At 44.9% G+C, this 16537-nt stretch carries 15 protein-coding genes and 1 pseudogene; 11 read left to right on the forward strand and 5 right to left on the reverse strand.

From position 1 onward, the window contains the following. Positions 1 to 40 precede the first annotated feature (40 nt). The 8 genes and pseudogenes from NIES1031_RS02195 to NIES1031_RS02225 all read left to right on the forward strand — a co-directional run bounded on the left by NIES1031_RS02195 (position 41) and on the right by NIES1031_RS02225 (position 6376). Positions 41 to 1106 (forward strand): annotated as a pseudogene (locus tag NIES1031_RS02195) (IS4 family transposase). An 84-nt stretch (positions 1107 to 1190) separates the two neighbouring features. Then, positions 1191 to 1475: a hypothetical protein gene (locus NIES1031_RS02200; protein ID WP_218596641.1), complete on the forward strand. Its 285-nt coding sequence runs from the start codon at positions 1191 to 1193 to the stop codon at positions 1473 to 1475. A gap of 91 nt (positions 1476 to 1566) precedes the next feature. Further along, complete coding sequence (locus NIES1031_RS25910) at positions 1567 to 1692, forward strand: hypothetical protein (RefSeq protein WP_269085988.1); 126 nt, start codon at positions 1567 to 1569, stop codon at positions 1690 to 1692. A gap of 20 nt (positions 1693 to 1712) precedes the next feature. Further along, positions 1713 to 1895 (forward strand): hypothetical protein, encoded by a 183-nt coding sequence (locus tag NIES1031_RS25385; RefSeq protein ID WP_236738691.1) that lies wholly within the window; start codon positions 1713 to 1715, stop codon positions 1893 to 1895. 56 nt (positions 1896 to 1951) lie between these two features. Beyond that, a complete protein-coding gene (locus NIES1031_RS02210) occupies positions 1952 to 2173 on the forward strand; it encodes an MbtH family protein (RefSeq protein WP_073548105.1) in 222 nt (73 codons plus the stop codon). Positions 2174 to 2252: 79 nt separating this feature from the next. Then, the gene (locus tag NIES1031_RS02215; RefSeq protein WP_073547897.1) at positions 2253 to 3017 is read left to right on the forward strand and encodes a thioesterase II family protein; all 765 of its coding nucleotides are present in this window, start codon (positions 2253 to 2255) and stop codon (positions 3015 to 3017) included. Positions 3018 to 3055: 38 nt separating this feature from the next. After that, the gene (locus NIES1031_RS02220; RefSeq protein ID WP_084544231.1) at positions 3056 to 5239 is read left to right on the forward strand and encodes an acylase; all 2184 of its coding nucleotides are present in this window, start codon (positions 3056 to 3058) and stop codon (positions 5237 to 5239) included. 540 nt (positions 5240 to 5779) lie between these two features. Next, the gene (locus NIES1031_RS02225) at positions 5780 to 6376 is read left to right on the forward strand and encodes a DJ-1/PfpI family protein (protein WP_073547898.1); all 597 of its coding nucleotides are present in this window, start codon (positions 5780 to 5782) and stop codon (positions 6374 to 6376) included. 80 nt (positions 6377 to 6456) lie between these two features. On the opposite strand, the gene NIES1031_RS02230 is transcribed toward NIES1031_RS02225, so the two are convergent. The 3 genes from NIES1031_RS02230 to purE all read right to left on the reverse strand — a co-directional run bounded on the left by NIES1031_RS02230 (position 6457) and on the right by purE (position 10391). Next, entirely contained in the window at positions 6457 to 7671 is a 1215-nt protein-coding gene (locus NIES1031_RS02230) for a 4-hydroxy-3-methylbut-2-enyl diphosphate reductase (protein ID WP_073547899.1), read from the reverse strand. Between the two features lie 168 nt (positions 7672 to 7839). Beyond that, on the reverse strand, positions 7840 to 9462 hold the full coding sequence (locus NIES1031_RS02235; protein ID WP_073547900.1) for an ammonium transporter: 1623 nt from the start codon (positions 9460 to 9462) through the stop codon (positions 7840 to 7842). A gap of 410 nt (positions 9463 to 9872) precedes the next feature. After that, a complete protein-coding gene (gene purE / locus NIES1031_RS02240; RefSeq protein ID WP_073547901.1) occupies positions 9873 to 10391 on the reverse strand; it encodes a 5-(carboxyamino)imidazole ribonucleotide mutase in 519 nt (172 codons plus the stop codon). Between the two features lie 186 nt (positions 10392 to 10577). Here purE and nagA point away from each other — a divergent pair, with 186 nt between their 5' ends. Together nagA and bchM are read left to right on the forward strand one after the other, a co-directional pair. Next, positions 10578 to 11753, forward strand: coding sequence for an N-acetylglucosamine-6-phosphate deacetylase (gene nagA / locus NIES1031_RS02245; protein ID WP_073547902.1), 1176 nt, complete (start codon positions 10578 to 10580; stop codon positions 11751 to 11753). A gap of 98 nt (positions 11754 to 11851) precedes the next feature. Beyond that, complete coding sequence (gene bchM, locus NIES1031_RS02250) at positions 11852 to 12535, forward strand: magnesium protoporphyrin IX methyltransferase (protein ID WP_073547903.1); 684 nt, start codon at positions 11852 to 11854, stop codon at positions 12533 to 12535. A 22-nt stretch (positions 12536 to 12557) separates the two neighbouring features. Here the strand turns inward: bchM and NIES1031_RS02255 are convergent, their stop codons facing one another. Beyond that, a complete protein-coding gene (locus NIES1031_RS02255; RefSeq protein WP_218596642.1) occupies positions 12558 to 13337 on the reverse strand; it encodes a helix-turn-helix domain-containing protein in 780 nt (259 codons plus the stop codon). 460 nt (positions 13338 to 13797) lie between these two features. On the opposite strand from NIES1031_RS02255, the gene NIES1031_RS02260 reads away from it, so the two are divergent. Beyond that, positions 13798 to 14103: a hypothetical protein gene (locus NIES1031_RS02260; protein WP_073547905.1), complete on the forward strand. Its 306-nt coding sequence runs from the start codon at positions 13798 to 13800 to the stop codon at positions 14101 to 14103. Positions 14104 to 14115: 12 nt separating this feature from the next. Here the strand turns inward: NIES1031_RS02260 and NIES1031_RS02265 are convergent, their stop codons facing one another. Then, entirely contained in the window at positions 14116 to 16401 is a 2286-nt protein-coding gene (locus tag NIES1031_RS02265; RefSeq protein WP_073547906.1) for a response regulator, read from the reverse strand. Positions 16402 to 16537 lie beyond the last annotated feature (136 nt).

Below are 16537 nucleotides of genomic sequence, written 5' to 3' on the forward strand. Positions count from 1 at the left end.
TGCTTCAGTTTAAAGCCGCTTTTGCGTAAGTCCTGACCCTATGAACCAAGTTAACCTACTTCGAGACACTTGGAAACCCTATTTGCCCTGGCATGGTGCTCGACTCAATTTTCTAGCTTTGTTTTTAATCGCCCTGATCAGAGTGAAAACAGTAAACTTGGTTTCCTTAGCCACAGGATTTCGCACAAGCGCGAAAACTAACTCAAACTATAAGCGTCTACAACGTTTTTTTCGGAAATTTGATTTAGATTATCCTTCGGTGGCTAAATTGATTGTCGCTTTGATGAAGATTCCGCAGCCTTGGGTATTCAGCATAGACCGCACAGAATGGTCTTTTGGACAAACTCGCTTCAACATCTTCATCTTAGGAGTCGTACATCTTGGTGTGGCTTATCCTTGAGTGTGGACGATGTTGGACAACAAAGGTAACTCTAACAGTGACGAAAGGATGGACTTGTTGGATAAATTTCGAGCCATCTTTCCTGATGCAGAAATTGCTTATCTGTGTGGCGACCGAGAATTTATCGGCAAAGAATGGTTAACCTATTTGATGATTGACCCCATCATACCTTTTCGGCTCAGAATTAAAGCCAATCAGAAAATCCATGACGGTCAACAAAGCCTAATAGCCTCGATTGTGTTTTCTCATCTCCAAGCTGGTCAATCGGAGGTTTTGTCCAGTCGTCGTTGGGTTTGGGGTCGTTTAGTTTATGTGTCCGCCTTGCGTCTGGATGATTGATCGTGAACTGTTAATCATTATTTCTGACGATTCCCCCACAATGGCTATTTCTGACTACGCTCGACGTTGGGGAATTGAAACTCTCTTTGGCAACTTTAAGACTAGAGGATTTTGTCTCGAATCAACTCATTTTACTGACCATCAGCGTTTGAGTAAACTTTTAGCTTTGATGGCTTTGGCTTTATGTTGGGCAATCAAAACTGGCGAGTGGTTATCTTCTCACCGTCCTCTCCAGGTGAAGAAACATGGACGACGGCAAGCGACTATTTTTCGTTATGGCTTCGATCATCTTCGTTCCATTTTTACTGATTTAGACTTGAAATCTGATGACTTTCTTCACTCACTACAATTTTTGTCCTGTACTTAGGGTTCTGTCAAAAAACTTTATCCTTACTATCGGGGATGGGGTGGTTTATCCACATTTGCGCAAATCGTGGAACGAGAGATATGGATGCAAGAGGGCTGGGACTGGCTCAATTACCACAAAGCGGGTCAAGTGCTGGCAAGCGATGAAGCCAACCAAGAGTGGGCTGATGTTCGCATCGATTTCGCGGTATCAGTTGGAAGTGTGAGAAGCGCATACGAGGCTAGGGTGGAGGTAAGCGGCTCTGTAATCACATCTCGAAATTCAGGAGATAAACAACAGTTAGAGGAAGTGAAGCAGTATCGTGTCAGTCGCCTGGTGAAAGTACTGTCTGGCTTTTTTTCGGAATTTACGGATGGTCGTGGAGTGTAGCATTTAACTTCTTAAGTTGGTATTGATCTTGTCTCACTTACCCAGCGTCACCCTGCCTTGGAGACACAATAAATTTAAAAGAGGTAACATTATGGCAACAGTGGGCAAATACTGTAAAGCTTACTCGTTAGCGCAATTACGTCAGTTCAGTCAGTGGACAGAGCATACGGAAAATACCAGAAAAGAAAAGCAACAGGTGCGATGGCAAGGAAGTTGAGGTCAATCGAGAGCTAACTGATGATGACTTTCTTTCTTTATTTGCAAGAAAACTATCTAGTCACAGATGGTATCTTCAAGGACGAAAATATCATTTTCGACAATATCACTGCCGAATGGAAAAAATTCTGCCAAAATACGCTGTTGTTCGAGCTTCCAGTTGACGAGGCTGTGGAAGTGCAAGCATCAGCAGGTCAGAAATAAAGTTGAGTCAGAGATATTTATTCAAAAAACATCTCAAAGGAATCGCAGAGACCATAATGAATAGAGACGACACAGAAGACACGACAATTTACAAAGTTGTAGTCAATCATGAAGAACAGTATTCCATCTGGCCTGCTGACCGAGAAAATCCCCTGGGATGGCGAGATGCAGGTAAAAGCGGTCTTAAACCAGAGTGTCTGGCATACATTAAGGAAGTGTGGACTGACATGAGACCGCTCAGCTTAAGGCAAAAGATGCAGGAAGCTACTCGCAACTAGCGCCAATTAGAAGTTTTAGTAGCAAGCAAAGCATGAAAAGGCTGATGTCAGACTCTATTGTTAGATCGCAAGTCGGATCGTGACAAATACACCAACCTTTAATTCTTGGGTGACCTATCCCAAGTCCAACCCTCAAGCGAGCCTGCGGCTATTTTGTTTTCCTTATACCGGTGGTGGCGCTTTTAGCTTTCGCACATGGACAGGCAGTTTACCTAAAACTATCGAAGTTTGTCCAATTGAACTCCCTGGAAGGGGAACTCAAATCGGGTTAGTTCTTTTCACGCGGTTAGAACCTCTGGTTCAGGCGATCGCCCAATCTCTGCTACCCCACTTAGATAAACCCTTTGCTTTCTTTGGTCATAGCATGGGTGCGCTCGTCAGCTTTGAGGTTGCTCGTCTACTTCGCAAACAGAATGAGCGAGAACCAGTGCAGCTGTTTGTGTCCGGTTGCCGCGCTCTCCAAATTCCGTCCCCAGAACCGCTGCTTCACACCTTGCCAGAACCCGCATTTCTTGACAGACTGCGCCGTCTCAACGGTACTCCCAAAGCAGTCTTAGAAAATGTCGAACTGATGCAACTGCTTCTCCCTGTTCTGCAGGCAGACGTTGCTGTTATTGAAACTTATGTTTACGCTTCCGAGCCGCCGCTAAACTGCCTGATCGCTGTTTTTGGTGGTTTGCAGAATGTTGAGGTTGATTTTGATTGCCTCCAAGCCTGGCGACAGCAGACAAATGCTTCCTCACTGCAAATGCTTTCAGGCGATCATTTCTTTCTGCATTCAGCGCAAGCCCTGCTACTGCAAAGCCTAACTCAACACTTACAAGCGCGATCGCCGATTGTGTAGCAACAACAGACTAGATGAAGGATTTATCAGCCATATTAATGTTTAAAGCTTTTTTACAGTGGCTTGCTCTGAGAAGTCATTTACCTATTAATCAATTTCTGCATCAGTGCAAAAACTATGCATTCAGAGTTGTTAAAGGAAACACATTTCGACTTTTACCATTGATATTTGGTTTCATCTTTGCTTTGTTTGTAGGGTTTTCTAGTAGAGCGATACTGCCAAAATCTACAGAAATACTCTGGGACACTTACGGCATACCTCATATCTATGGTAAGGATACTCAAAGTGCCTTCCAAGCCTTTGGTTGGGCACAGATGCAAAGCCACGCTAACTTACTATTACGTCTATATGGTCAAGCACGGGGACGCGCTGCTGAATACTGGGGGGAGAAGTATCTAGAATCAGATCGATGGGTACAACGAATGGGGATTCCTGAACGCGCCCAGTCTTGGTATAAAGCTCAAAACCCAGCTTTCCGGAATAATCTGGACGCATTTGCCGCTGGGCTCAATGCCTATGCTAAGGCACATCCCGATTTGATTGACGACGAAGTTGAGGTTGTGCTGCCAATCGAGCCAGTGGATATACTTGCTCACGGGCAGCGCGTGCTTCATTTTACGTTTGTCGTTAATCCTGAGAGCATTAATGACAACGTTGAAAAAATAGGTGAAAACAACTCAAAAGCTTCTAACGGTTGGGCGATCGCCCCATCGCGTTCTGCCAGTGGAAAAGCAATGCTGCTGGCAAACCCACACTTACCTTGGTCAAATCTATTCCTTTGGTACGAAGCTCAGCTGACTGCTCCAGGTATTGATGCTTACGGAGCAACACTGGTCGGTATTCCGGTTTTGGCGATCGCCTTCAACGACAACTTAGGTTGGACTCACACAGTCAACACCCATGATGGATGGGACACTTACGAATTGCAACTAGCAGATGGAGGCTATCGCTTTGATGGCAAAATCCGCGCTTTCCAAACTGAAGAGAAAACTCTGCAGGTAAAGCAGGATAATGGTACTCTGCGTGCAGAATCACTTGTAGTGCAACATTCGATTCATGGTCCAGTTGTAGCACAGAAGCAGGGTAAAGCCTTGGCACTGCGGGTTGTTGGACTCGACTCTCCTGGGGCGCTGCAGCAGTGGTGGGATATGGCGCAGGCAAAAAACCTAACTCAATTTGAAACGGCACTCAAGCGCTTACAACTCCCTATGTTTACAGTGATGTACGCAGATCGAGATGGGCATATTATGCACTTATTTAACGGTCAAGTGCCAATTCGCTCTCAGGGAAATTTTGAAGACTGGGAGGGCATAATTCCTGGCAACACCTCTCAAACTTTGTGGACAAAAACTCACCCCTACCGCGATCTCCCGCGCGTAGTTGACCCAGCTAGCGGTTGGTTGCAAAATGCCAACGATCCACCTTGGACAACAACGTTCCCACGCGCGCTGAATCCGGATAAATACCCTCCCTATATGGCTCCACGCGGTCTGATGTCTTTCCGCGCGCAGCGTTCCGCCAAGATGCTGAATGAGGATGAAAGCATTTCTTTTGAGGAAATGGTTAAGTACAAGCACTCAACTCGGATGGAACTGGCAGATCGGCTTTTAGATGACCTGATTCCCGCTGCTAGGAAGTTTGGAGATGAATCGGCGCGTCGAGCTGCCGATATCCTGGAAACCTGGGATCGTCAGGCGAATGCAGATAGCCAAGGTGCAGTACTCTTTGCTCAGTGGACGGACGAAATGGACTTTCCAGAAGCGTTCGCAATTCCTTGGAAAGAGGAAGCCCCACAGACCACACCCGACGGTTTAGCAGACCCTCAGAAGGCGGTGAAGGCGCTGGCGATCGCCGCAGCAAAGGTAGATAAGGCTTATGGAGTGCTAGATGTACCGTGGGGCGATGTTTTCCGGCTCAAGTCCGTCGATCGAGATCTGCCAGCCAATGGTGATCCTGGAAAACTTGGTATCTTCCGCGTTCTCAATTTTGCGCCGACTGCTAATGGGCGCTTTCAAGCTATTGAGGGTGATTCCTATATCGCCGCGATTGAGTTCTCCAACCCAGTACGAGCAATGGCACTCACCAGTTATGGCAACGCAACTCAACCGAATTCGCCTCATGTAGGAGAGCAATTGCAGTTGTTTGCTCGCAAAGAATTACATCCAGTTTGGCGATCGCGCCAGGACATAACGGCTCATTTAGAGCAACGCCAGGTTTTTTGATGGCAGAGTAGTACTTCCTCCAATTACTTTATACGTCTCCAGGTAGTCCTAAAAAGTAAGAAACAACAAGGTTTTACGAACTAAGCGCCCAACTCGCTGAGGCAGGGTGTTGTTGAACCGCTCAATGTAACTAAATGTAACTAGTTTTTCCCATTCTGTGCCGATGGCTCGATTTTATTGGGGGACAAGCCTGTGGTGACGGCAGCAGTTTATCGTCTCTTGTGGCAGTGCGCCTTTAGAAATTGTCAAACAATACATAGCTAGTCAGGATGAGCTAACATATACTTGCTCTCATTTCCCAGTCACAGAAGCGTCAGGGAGATTTCCTGCTCGGTTTTGCTAAAGTCAAAAACAGATTGACCATAACCCTCTTTTGTCACATTGGCGATAGTAAAATTCAGATGTCTTGCTGCATTTAGGTTTCGCCCTTTTGCCAAATTTGATTTACCAAAATAGGAAAGTCATGATACATCAGTATTTTAGAATTCGCTCCAGCAGGAGTGACAGAAGAGGAATAAACCAAGTAAAGGAGGACAGAACATGGCTGCTAAGATTTTGATGCTCGTTGGGGACTTTGTGGAAGATTATGAAGTCATGGTGCCATTCCAAGCGTTACAGATGGTAGGTCATACCGTTCATGCGGTTTGCCCCAATAAAAAGTCTGGAGAGTCGGTTCGCACAGCTGTTCACGACTTTGAAGGAGATCAAACCTATTCGGAGAAGCCAGGGCATAACTTCACGCTCAACGCTAACTTTGCTGAAGTAAAGCCTGCGGACTACGATGCCTTAGTAGTCCCCGGCGGTCGCGCTCCAGAGTACCTTCGGCTCAATCAAGATGTTATTGCTATGGTTCAACATTTTGCTAAGACCAATAAGCCTATTGCAGCTATTTGCCACGGCGCACAACTTTTGGCAGCAGCAGGGGCAATCCGTGGAAAGCGCTGCTGTGCTTATCCAGCGTGTGCTCCAGAAGTGCAAGCCGCAGGAGGACAGTATGTTGAGGTTCCGGTGACTGAAGCTGTTGTCGATGGTAATTTGGTGACGGCTCCAGCATGGCCCGCCCATCCTCGGTGGTTAGCTGAGTTTCTGAAAGTACTGGGAACCCGCATTGAACATGCCGAGTTAATGGCAGTTTAATGTGAGTATATTTGAAGATAGCGATTGTGAATCTATTGCGATTGAACTTGGTAATTGCCGTAGGTTGAAAATAGCTCGCGTTAACGGTATTTTGTGGCTAAGCTGAGTTTGATATCAAATATTTTTTGAACAACGTCGGCTACGACTTTATCAGGAGTAGAAGCACCAGATGTTATACCGATCGCAATCGCACCTTCTGGCAGCCAATTTTCTGTAACTGCCAAGTCTCCACTCAGTTGTCGGTGTTCAACACGATTACCTGGACCAATGCGATCGTTACTGTCAATATGATATGACGGAATCTCGCGTTCTACGGCAATTTCTTGCAAGTGAGTCGTGTTAGAAGAATTAAAGCCGCCAATGACAACGATTAAATCTAGTTTTTCTTCGACTAGTTCAAACATGGCGTCTTGGCGTTCTTGTGTCGCATCGCAAATCGTGTTGAAGCTTTGGAAATGATCGTTTAACTCAATAGGACCATATTTCTGCAACATCGTACGCTCAAAGAGTTTACCGATTTGCTCGGTTTCACTTTTAAGCATTGTCGTTTGGTTAGCGATTCCGACGCGTTCTAAGTCGCGCTCAGGGTCAAATCCTGTGGAACACGCGCGGCTAAACTTAGCTAAGAATTCGTTTTTATCGCCGCCATTGAGGATGTAATTGGCAACGTACTCGGCTTGTGCCAAATTCAAGACAATTAAGTATTTGCCCGCAAAAGAACTCGTTGCCAAAGTTTCTTCGTGGTTATATTTACCATGAATAATCGAGGTATATTCGCCTTTTTTGTGCTTTTCTACGGTGTTCCAAACTTTAGATACCCAAGGACAAGTTGTATCAACAATCGTGCAACTTTTATCATTTAATAGTTGCATCTCCTGAACACTTGCACCAAAAGCCGGAAGAATAACAACATCTCCCGATTCAACAATCGAAAAATCTTTTTTGCCATTTTCTACCGGAATAAATCCGACTTGCATTTCGCGCAAGCGCTGATTTACTGAAGGATTATGAATAATTTCGTTAGTAATCCAAATTCTTTCTTGGGGAAAGTGCTGACGAGTTTCATACGCCATCGCTACAGCCCGTTCAACACCCCAGCAAAACCCGAAGGCTTTCGCTAAATAAATCGTGACATCACCCTGTTGCAGCGTGTAGTTATTGTCGCGAATTTCCTGCACAAGATTGCTTTGATATTCTGATTGCAGCTGCGTGGCGACTTCAGCTTGATGTCCAAATCCTTTGCGGTGGTAGTTTTCTGAATGTTGGAGCGATCGCTTAAAAGCTTTTGTATCCATGCAGGTGTTGCCTCGTACTCTGATGCTTCTTACACTCGATCATAAAATGCCCAGATACTAATTGGATGCTGTCGTTAGAAACTCATACTCAAAGACAACAAAAAACCGCCACAGACTTGCGACGGTTAAGAAATTATGGAGAAATGGCAAGTAGGACGTTAACCAACATTAGTAAGTACTAGACACATCCCCAGGACGTCGCGTTGCGCCGTAGGCACTAGGGTCAGCCATTCCGCTAGCATCGGCTTCTTTAAGGAAACCACTATACGCTTCCATACCGTGTTCGCCAATATCTAGACCTTCGATTTCTTCTTGCGGTGTAACGCGAATTCCTAAAGTAGCCTTCAGGATATACCAGAAGATCGTTGTGATCAAAACCGTAAAGCCGCCGACCGAGAGAACCCCAATGATTTGTGGCCATAAGGAACCAAAACCACCACCCAGCAATAGCCCACGAATAGGACCTGCACCTTCCTCATATAGGTTCAATGCGCCGCCAGGGCCTTCGGCAAATAGACCGACCGCTAGAGTTCCCCAGATACCACACACGAGGTGAACCGAGGTAGCACCCACAGGGTCATCTATGTGGATTTTATCAAACCAAGTTACAGAGAAGACAACAATAATCCCTGCAACTAAACCAATAACAGCTGCCCAAGGTAAACTTACAAATGCGCAAGGTGCGGTAATTCCTACCAACCCTGCCAAAATGCCGTTAATAATCATCGACAAGTCCGGCTTACCTAGGTATACCCAAGCAACAATCGTCGCCGCGATTCCACCTGTTGACGCTGCAATATTTGTTGTTAAGGCAATATGCGCAATACTGGGGCTGACTGCCATCGTCGAACCAGGATTAAACCCAAACCAGCCTAACCACAGAATCAGACAACCCAACATCGCAATACTCATGTTGTGTCCTGGCATTGCGACCGAAACACCATCTTGGTATTTACCCAAACGGGGACCTAAGATCGCTGCTCCCATCAAAGCCGCCCAACCACCGACTGAGTGAACAACGGTTGAACCGGCAAAATCCCAAAAGCCAGCATCTGCAAGCCAACCGCCACCCCAAATCCAGTGACCTGTGATCGGATAGGCAACTCCTACAAGTAAAAGGCTAAAAATCAAAAAGTCAATAAACTTGATCCGCTCAGCAACAGCTCCAGATACGATCGTTGCCGCAGTACCCGCGAATACCAACTGGAATAAGAATTTTGCACCAAGGGGGACGCCCGTCCAGTTTAGAGCGCTAAAAACGCCTTGATATGCATCTCCTGTGGCTGGGCTGTTGTCTGCACCTGTCAAAAACCAGCCGTTTGTGCCAAAGAAAGCATTGCCATCGCCGAACATCAGCGCAAAGCCGATCGCCCAGAATGCAACCGTCGATAGCGCGAACACAATCAAGTTTTTTGCCAGAATGTTAACCGCGTTTTTCTGACGACAAAAGCCAGTTTCTAACATTCCGAAACCAGCGTTCATAAAGAATACTAGAAATGCAGCAACACACACCCACAAGGTATCTAAGCCAACTCTAAGATCTAGTAAGTCTTGTGGTGTGCCAAGACCACCAGCAGGCGCATCTTGTGCAACAGCAGCGTAACCCCACGCTAAGACTATAAAAATTGACAGCGGAATGCAGGCTCGCCAGGTAGGAGATAGCCGCTTGATTGCTTTGTACAACTTTGCAAAAAATGTATTTGTCCTTACCGATGAGTTAGCGTACCGACTTGCTGACAATGGTCGCCTTTGATCTCTCCATCTTTTCTTTTGCTTTAATTTTAGCTTCATTCCTTGAACCGATCCTTCAACTGCGAAAACACATCCAAAGCTTTAATCTGATAGCTATTTATGCTTTAAGTTAAGCTGCACAAGCGGTACCAACAGACGTATTCGATCTATCAGCCTTCTTGCTCAAGCAGACTTCAATAATTCCTGCCCCTGACAGGGTTGCGAGAGAAGTTCTCAGAAGAATTATTGATAGTTTTGCGACTTTGATTTTGTATTTTTTTAAGCTAGTAATCTGTATAATTAATTACAGTTACTCGCGGATTACTTTTGCTAATTTGGAATAAAAACCAAAGCCTAGTAAACAACCGCCAACAGCAGAAAAGCATAAAGAAAACAGGAAAAAGCAATTCTCTGTGTTCTTTATGTCAGAATTATGCAGAAAATGCATCTTTTTTGACTGATACGTTTTATTACAAATTAGATAAGTATTTTTGATAGCCTAGTTCGTCTAACTTGGCTTGCTTCTCCATCACCATCGTCGTTAAGCCGGCGCGGTATGCTTGCACTTGTTGCAATAACGCCGGATTATGCGTTGCCAAAATTTGCACCGCGAGTAATCCGGCATTTTTCGCATTGCCGATCGCCACAGTCGCCACCGGAATACCAGCAGGCATTTGTACAATCGAGTACAGCGAGTCAACGCCTTGTAAATGGCGGCTAGGAACGGGAACTCCGATCACAGGTAAAGGAGTTAAAGCCGCAACCATCCCTGGGAGATGCGCCGCACCACCGGCACCCGCAATAATGACTTTTATCCCGCGTTGATGGGCAGATTTGGCGTATTCTACCATGCGTTCGGGCGTGCGGTGTGCTGACACGATCGCAACTTCGCACGCGACATCAAAGTCAGAACAAACCGCGATCGCCTCTTTCATCGTGGGCAAATCGGAATCGCTGCCCATAATAATCCCAATGAGTGGTTGAGTCATGACTGCCTACAAGGGCTTAAAGTTAGTTGTGGAGTAGGATTTTTTTGTTGCGTATGAAGTTTATATTAAAAACGAACCACCAAGTCTCAAAGGACACGAAGATTTTAAAAATATATTGAAGGGATGGCTAGAACATACTTAGCAGCTTACTAACTCTGACCCCTGCAATGTCTTTTGCTACAAGTAATGACAAAATTAACGGCGATCAATAATAATTTGCATATCATTAATGCACGGCTACCAGGTTATCGAGGTTTACAGCAAATTTGTGTTGAGCAGGGTAGAATCGCTCAGATCTTACCGATGCGTGAAGCAATATCATCGACGCAGAGTTTAGATGTCGCAGGCGATTGGGTATCTTTGGGCGGTGTTGATTTACAGATTAATGGGGCACTGGGGCTAGCTTTTCCCGAAATTCAAGCGCAAGATTTTTCTAAGTTAGCGGCGGTTTGTGAGTTTTTGTGGCAACAGGGAGTTGATGGTTTTTTACCTACTTTGGTGACAACTTCGATTGACAATTTTCAGCGATCGCTTGCTGTTATTGGCGAATTTATGCAAAAGGATGAACCGCAGCAAGCCAAAATTTTGGGAGTGCATCTAGAAGGACCATTTTTGAATTACCATAAACGCGGCGCGCATCCAGCTGAATATTTATTACCGCTGACGATTGATAACGTTCAGCGTGTTGTTGGTGACTATGCATCGATTGTTAAAGTAATAACCCTAGCACCCGAATTAGACGCGACTGGAGAGGCGATCGCTTATCTGCGTTCGCTTGGCATCACCATCAGCCTCAGTCACTCACAAGCCACTGCAAAAGAAGCACAACGCGCGTTCGATCGAGGTGCAACAATGGTAACTCATGCTTTTAATGCGATGCCAGGGCTGCATCATCGCGAACCAGGATTGTTAGGAGAGGCGATCGTATATCCTGGGGTGTGGTGTGGTTTAATTGCCGATGGACAGCACGTTTGCCCCACAATGTTGAAAATTTTGTTGAAAGCAAGCGATTACGCACAAAAAATCTTTCTCGTGAGTGACGCTTTAGCACCTTTAGGATTACCTGATGGAACTTATCCTTGGGATACGCGCCAAATTACAGTTACTAGTGGGACTGCAAGATTAGCTGACAGTACGCTAGCCGGAACAACACTGCCTTTACTCGTAGGAGTTCAAAACTTGGTAAGTTGGAATATTTGTGATGTCGAAAGTGCGATCGCGCTTGCTACAATAGCACCTCGTAAAGCAATTCACTTACCAGAATTCATCGGCAATTGGGCAACACAATTACTACGCTGGCGTTGGTATGAAACGACAAAAGAATTAACTTGGTGCAGATTAGTGGCTAGTGGTGAGTTTTGAATTGAAGACAGTAACTCACTTCTCCCCTGCTTCCTCTGCTCCCAGTCACCAACCCGTGATAAGTTAAAGCGTTGGGAACTCATGATAAATCTAGTTTTATGAACGTAGCAGACGATAAAACAATAGTTAAAGATTACTTCAACTCTACAGGGTTTGATCGCTGGCGACGGATTTATGGCGACGGTGAAGTCAATAAAGTACAACTTGATATCCGTAACGGGCATCAGCAAACCGTCGAAACAGTTCTCAACTGGTTGCAAGACGATAACTTAGCGGGAATGTCGATTTGCGATGCGGGATGTGGTGTGGGAAGTCTGAGTATTCCTTTAGCGCAAGCTGGTGCTAAAGTTTTTGCGAGTGATATTTCAGAGAAAATGGTGGAAGAAGCTAAAGATCGCGCTGCGGCAGAATTAGCTAACACAGACAATCTTACATTTGCAGTGCAAGATTTAGAACACCTCAGCGGCAAATACCACAGTGTTATTTGTTTAGATGTGCTGATTCACTATCCACAAGCGCAAGCAGTAGAAATGATTTCGCATTTGTGTTCGTTGTCTGAGTCACGCTTGATTCTCAGCTTTGCGCCTAAAACTCCTGCTTTAAGTTTACTCAAAAAGATTGGCAGTTTCTTTCCTGGACCAAGTAAAGCGACTCGTGCTTATTTACACAAAGAAGCTGATGTCATAAAGATTCTCAATAGCCAAGGTTTTACAATTCAACGACAAGCAATGACACGCACTCGCTTTTACTTTTCGCGTATTCTAGAAGCCGTTCGTAGTTGATATTTGTTGACGTATGAGTGAACTATCCTGGTTGTAGTTTTCTCATATTTTCTGCAGTGATATCATCTGCGGGAAATAAGCATTCCACTCGTAATTCTTGAAGTGTAATGTCGTAAGGCGTTCCTAAAGTGGCGATCGTTGAGAAGAAATTAAATTGGCGATCGCCTTTCACAAAATTCACAGTAAGTAACGGTGTGTGCCATTCCCATTGCAAATCGCGCCACGATTGCGGTACATCAGGATATGCCAGTAATTCATTGAGCAATGCAACTGATTTTTCACTTTGTCCCTCTACAACCGCTTCACGATGGACTCTCCGAATTAAATGTGCTGCAACTTCGTGCCAATTGGCAACCACAGGGCGCAATCCATGAGGATCAAACATCAAGCGCATCAAATTAACGCGATCAAATTGTAAGGCTTGAGGGAGCAACAAATTCATTAAATGTGTGGCAGCGCCGTTACTCTGTAGTAAGTTCCAATATCGATCTATCACGACAGCTGGATATGGTTCTTGTTTTTTCAACATAAAGTCTAAAGCTTTGCAAATTGGCTCAACTTGAGGATCGTGAAGGTCGCTTTCGGAGTATATTGGTGCAAATCCTGCTGCACTAAGCATTACGTTTTGCTCTCTTAACGGAATATCTAGGACTGTTGCTAATTCCAAAATCATCTCTTGACTAGGATTTGCACGTCCAGATTCTAAAAAGCTAATATGTCGCTGCGAAACATTGCTAATGAGTGCTAAATCAAGCTGACTTAAACCTCGGCGATCACGCCACTGTCGCAAAAAAATGCCCAAAAGAATTATGTTTATTTTCGATTGATTGCGGCATTAGATGGGTGTGAATTTGATTGGTATAATCACAGATGCCCTGCGACTAAAGTTGGGGGCTATCTAGGCAAAGTGTACCTTCGTACACTAAAACAAGATTTTTGAGAGGGTAAGACATGCCTTAGCCGTAGTACAACGAATTTATTCGCGATTCTCTTCATGCAGGAGGTCTATTGTGTATGGCTGCAATTTTTGCAGTCTATCACTTTTATTACCTATGAGGTAATTGATTCTATTCAATTTAGCTTCAATAATTCAGGGTAAGCGGTTCAAAAGCGTCATATCAGCCGCTGTGTAAACCTTCTATCTTCAAAATAGCCATGCTTAAAAAAGTTGTAGCTACCACACTATCTTTAGAAACAACCTTGAAACTTGATAGTTTTGCGTGCGTTCTTAGCGGTATCATTTTGCTACTCATGCATTTGTTATGTTCGGGTTGGCGTTACCTCAGCAGTTAGAAATTTTAGGAATTGGGATATTTTTGGTGGGAATTGGCGTTTACGCAGTTGCTTCGTATCGCCCGATTAATGCGATCGCTGTGTGGGCAATTATTTTAATCGAAGTTGATTGGATTATTACGAGTGTCGTTTTGCTATTTTCTTTCGATAGTGTACTGACATTAGCAGGTAAAGACTTGATTGCAGCAAGTGCGATCGCTGTTTTTGCATTCATGATTTTAGAAATTTACGGCTTGCAACAGTTACGCAAAACACCAGAATCAAATGAGATCTAGTAGGATATTTAGCTAAGCATAAGTTGCTGCAATAGTTATCGGTACAAGTGCTGTGGTTCCCGTTGAGTAAAGCGATTGCAAATCAGTACCATCTTCAGGATAGTGCGCGAAGCCGATACTAAAGTTCAGTTCACCAGTGCCATTAGCAACAACTTCTTGATACAGCGTTTCTTGCACTGCGCTTAATCTTGCTTTAGCATCACTGCGACTTGTACCGTACATTCCTACCATAAATTCTGCTCCTGCCCAGCGACAGACGATCGCTTGCTCGTGAAAGAATTGTTGCAAGAGTTGTCCAACACGCCGTAGTAATGCATCTCCTGTCGCATAGCCATGATGAATATTAATCTGTTGCAAAGAGTCTAAACGAATGATTGCTAAGGAAAGCAGTTGATCGTCTGCTTTGGCTTGGTTGAGTAATGACTCAAATTCTTGAATTGCTGTTTGGCGGTTAAATACACCTGTGAGTGGATCGATTTCTGCAAGACTTCGCAAAAGCTTAATACGTTCCCAACGATTGACAATCCGAGTCACCAATTCAGGACCAACAATTGGCTTACTAACAAAGTCATCCGCACCTGCACCAAATACCTGATTAACCGCATCTGTATCGTTGTAAGCTGTAAGAAACACAATCGGTAAACCATTCCACTGCGGATCGTTGCGGACCACTTGGCACAAGTCAATACCATTGATGTGGGGCATTTTGACATCTAAAATCAGTAAATCGGGGAGAGTCGCCGCTAGAGTTTCCCAAAAGCAACGTGGATCGGCTAGCGTTGTGACTTTCATCCCCCAAGGTTCGAGTAGACTGCGCACAGTCGCGAGAATTTGCGGATCGTCATCAACAACCATCACTTTGGCAATGCGATCGCTACTTTGTAAAATTTGAGCAAGTTTGGCAATCACTTGTGCAGGTGGAGTTGATTTGTGTAAGAAATAGCGTCCTCCACTCTTAGCGACTGCGAGGCGATCGCCTAAACTATCGCGTGTGGTATAAACTAAAACGGGAACTGATGATGTTTGCTTGTGGAGTTGGGTTATCAGTTGTAAACTTTCTTCGGTTGTTGGGGAAATCGCAATATCCAATAAGACGACTTGCGGGTTTTCGCGATAAATGGCTTCGCGCGCCGCGATGAGGTTTGTGCTAACTCGCGTGCGTATTCCTTGTTGTTGAGCAATACTGGCTAACTCTTCGGCTTGCAGGCGATCACTATCAACAATTAACAGTAAAGGCGATGTCTCCTGTTGATGTTCTGTCGCCATAATTTGGGCTTCGGGGCGCTGAATTTCTTGGCGTAACGCTGTTACTAATTGACACAAATGCGCCGCTGCTTCGGTTGAAATTGACTGTGCTTGAAAGATACGCTCAATTTTTTTGGCAATACGCGAACCTTCACCTAAGCCAAATGTGCCTAAAGAACCAGCTAAAGTATGCGCTTCGTATTCGGCTGTTGTGCGTAGTTCGTCACTAAGTTGTTCTTGCAACAGTGCAACAGTTGCGCGTTCGAGTAAGGCTACCTGCTGACTAACACGTTCTTCAAATTGACGCCATACACCAGCGATCGCGAATAAAGTTTGTTGTTGCGTTTGTTTGCCAATTTCTACGGATGGTACAGATATGGTTTCGAGTGGTTTTAAGCGATAGCCGATGCCGTAAACTGTTTCGATGAGATCACTGGCTCCTACAGCTTTTAATTTCTGTCGCAATCCTTTAATTTGCGTTCTTACTGCTTCTTCACCTGGAGTTTTATCATACGACCAGAGGTGTTCTAAAATGGCATTACAGCTATATACGCGGCGATTGTTGCGTAAAAATAGTTCTAAAAGCGCGTACTCTTTGGGTGTAAGATGAATCGGTTGTTGGTCGTATGTTACCTCACAACTACTTGGATCGAGGCGGAGTTTTCCCCATTCTAAGAGTGGGGCTGAGGTGAGATTGCCACGCCGCAACAGCGCACGAACCCGCGCTACCAATTCTTCGCGATCAAATGGTTTGACTAAATAATCGTCTGCGCCTGCATCTAAACCAACGACGCGATCGTGACTGCTATCTTGTCCGGTAATTAACAATATCGGCATCTGATAGCCGCGCGATCGCAACCGCCGACAAAGACTAATACCATCTAGTTTCGGTAACTTGACATCAAGCAAAATTAGGTCGTACGCAAATACTTGTACTAACTCCCAAGCTGCTTCACCATCGTTCGCGGTTTCGACTGCATAGTGCTGCTGTGCCAAAACTAAGCGCAGCGCTTCAGTTATAAATTCGTCATCCTCTACTATTAAAATCTTCATAGTGGATGGCTTACGCCTATTGTCTCTCCACACTTATACTAGCCATTAAGTAGTCATTGGTAACTGGTCGTTGGTCATTGGGAAAATATCTATTACCGATGAACCATTACTGATTATCCATTTTCAAAAGGCGTAA

It is taken from the genome of Chroogloeocystis siderophila 5.2 s.c.1 (assembly GCF_001904655.1).
In the GTDB taxonomy this organism is placed as follows: domain Bacteria; phylum Cyanobacteriota; class Cyanobacteriia; order Cyanobacteriales; family Chroococcidiopsidaceae; genus Chroogloeocystis; species Chroogloeocystis siderophila.

What these genes read in the sequence shown, in the direction of transcription:
- NIES1031_RS02200 (WP_218596641.1), top strand. Translation starts at nt 1,191, where the DNA reads ATGCAAGAGGGCTGGGACTGGCTCAATTACCACAAAGCGGGTCAAGTG.
- NIES1031_RS25910 (WP_269085988.1), top strand. Translation starts at nt 1,567, where the DNA reads ATGGCAACAGTGGGCAAATACTGTAAAGCTTACTCGTTAGCGCAATTA.
- NIES1031_RS25385 (WP_236738691.1), top strand. Translation starts at nt 1,713, where the DNA reads ATGATGACTTTCTTTCTTTATTTGCAAGAAAACTATCTAGTCACAGAT.
- NIES1031_RS02210 (WP_073548105.1), top strand. Translation starts at nt 1,952, where the DNA reads ATGAATAGAGACGACACAGAAGACACGACAATTTACAAAGTTGTAGTC.
- NIES1031_RS02220 (WP_084544231.1), top strand. Translation starts at nt 3,056, where the DNA reads ATGTTTAAAGCTTTTTTACAGTGGCTTGCTCTGAGAAGTCATTTACCT.
- NIES1031_RS02225 (WP_073547898.1), top strand. Translation starts at nt 5,780, where the DNA reads ATGGCTGCTAAGATTTTGATGCTCGTTGGGGACTTTGTGGAAGATTAT.
- NIES1031_RS02230 (WP_073547899.1), bottom strand. Translation starts at nt 7,671, where the DNA reads ATGGATACAAAAGCTTTTAAGCGATCGCTCCAACATTCAGAAAACTAC.
- NIES1031_RS02235 (WP_073547900.1), bottom strand. Translation starts at nt 9,462, where the DNA reads ATGAAGCTAAAATTAAAGCAAAAGAAAAGATGGAGAGATCAAAGGCGA.
- purE (WP_073547901.1), bottom strand. Translation starts at nt 10,391, where the DNA reads ATGACTCAACCACTCATTGGGATTATTATGGGCAGCGATTCCGATTTG.
- nagA (WP_073547902.1), top strand. Translation starts at nt 10,578, where the DNA reads ATGACAAAATTAACGGCGATCAATAATAATTTGCATATCATTAATGCA.
- bchM (WP_073547903.1), top strand. Translation starts at nt 11,852, where the DNA reads ATGAACGTAGCAGACGATAAAACAATAGTTAAAGATTACTTCAACTCT.
- NIES1031_RS02260 (WP_073547905.1), top strand. Translation starts at nt 13,798, where the DNA reads ATGTTCGGGTTGGCGTTACCTCAGCAGTTAGAAATTTTAGGAATTGGG.
- NIES1031_RS02265 (WP_073547906.1), bottom strand. Translation starts at nt 16,401, where the DNA reads ATGAAGATTTTAATAGTAGAGGATGACGAATTTATAACTGAAGCGCTG.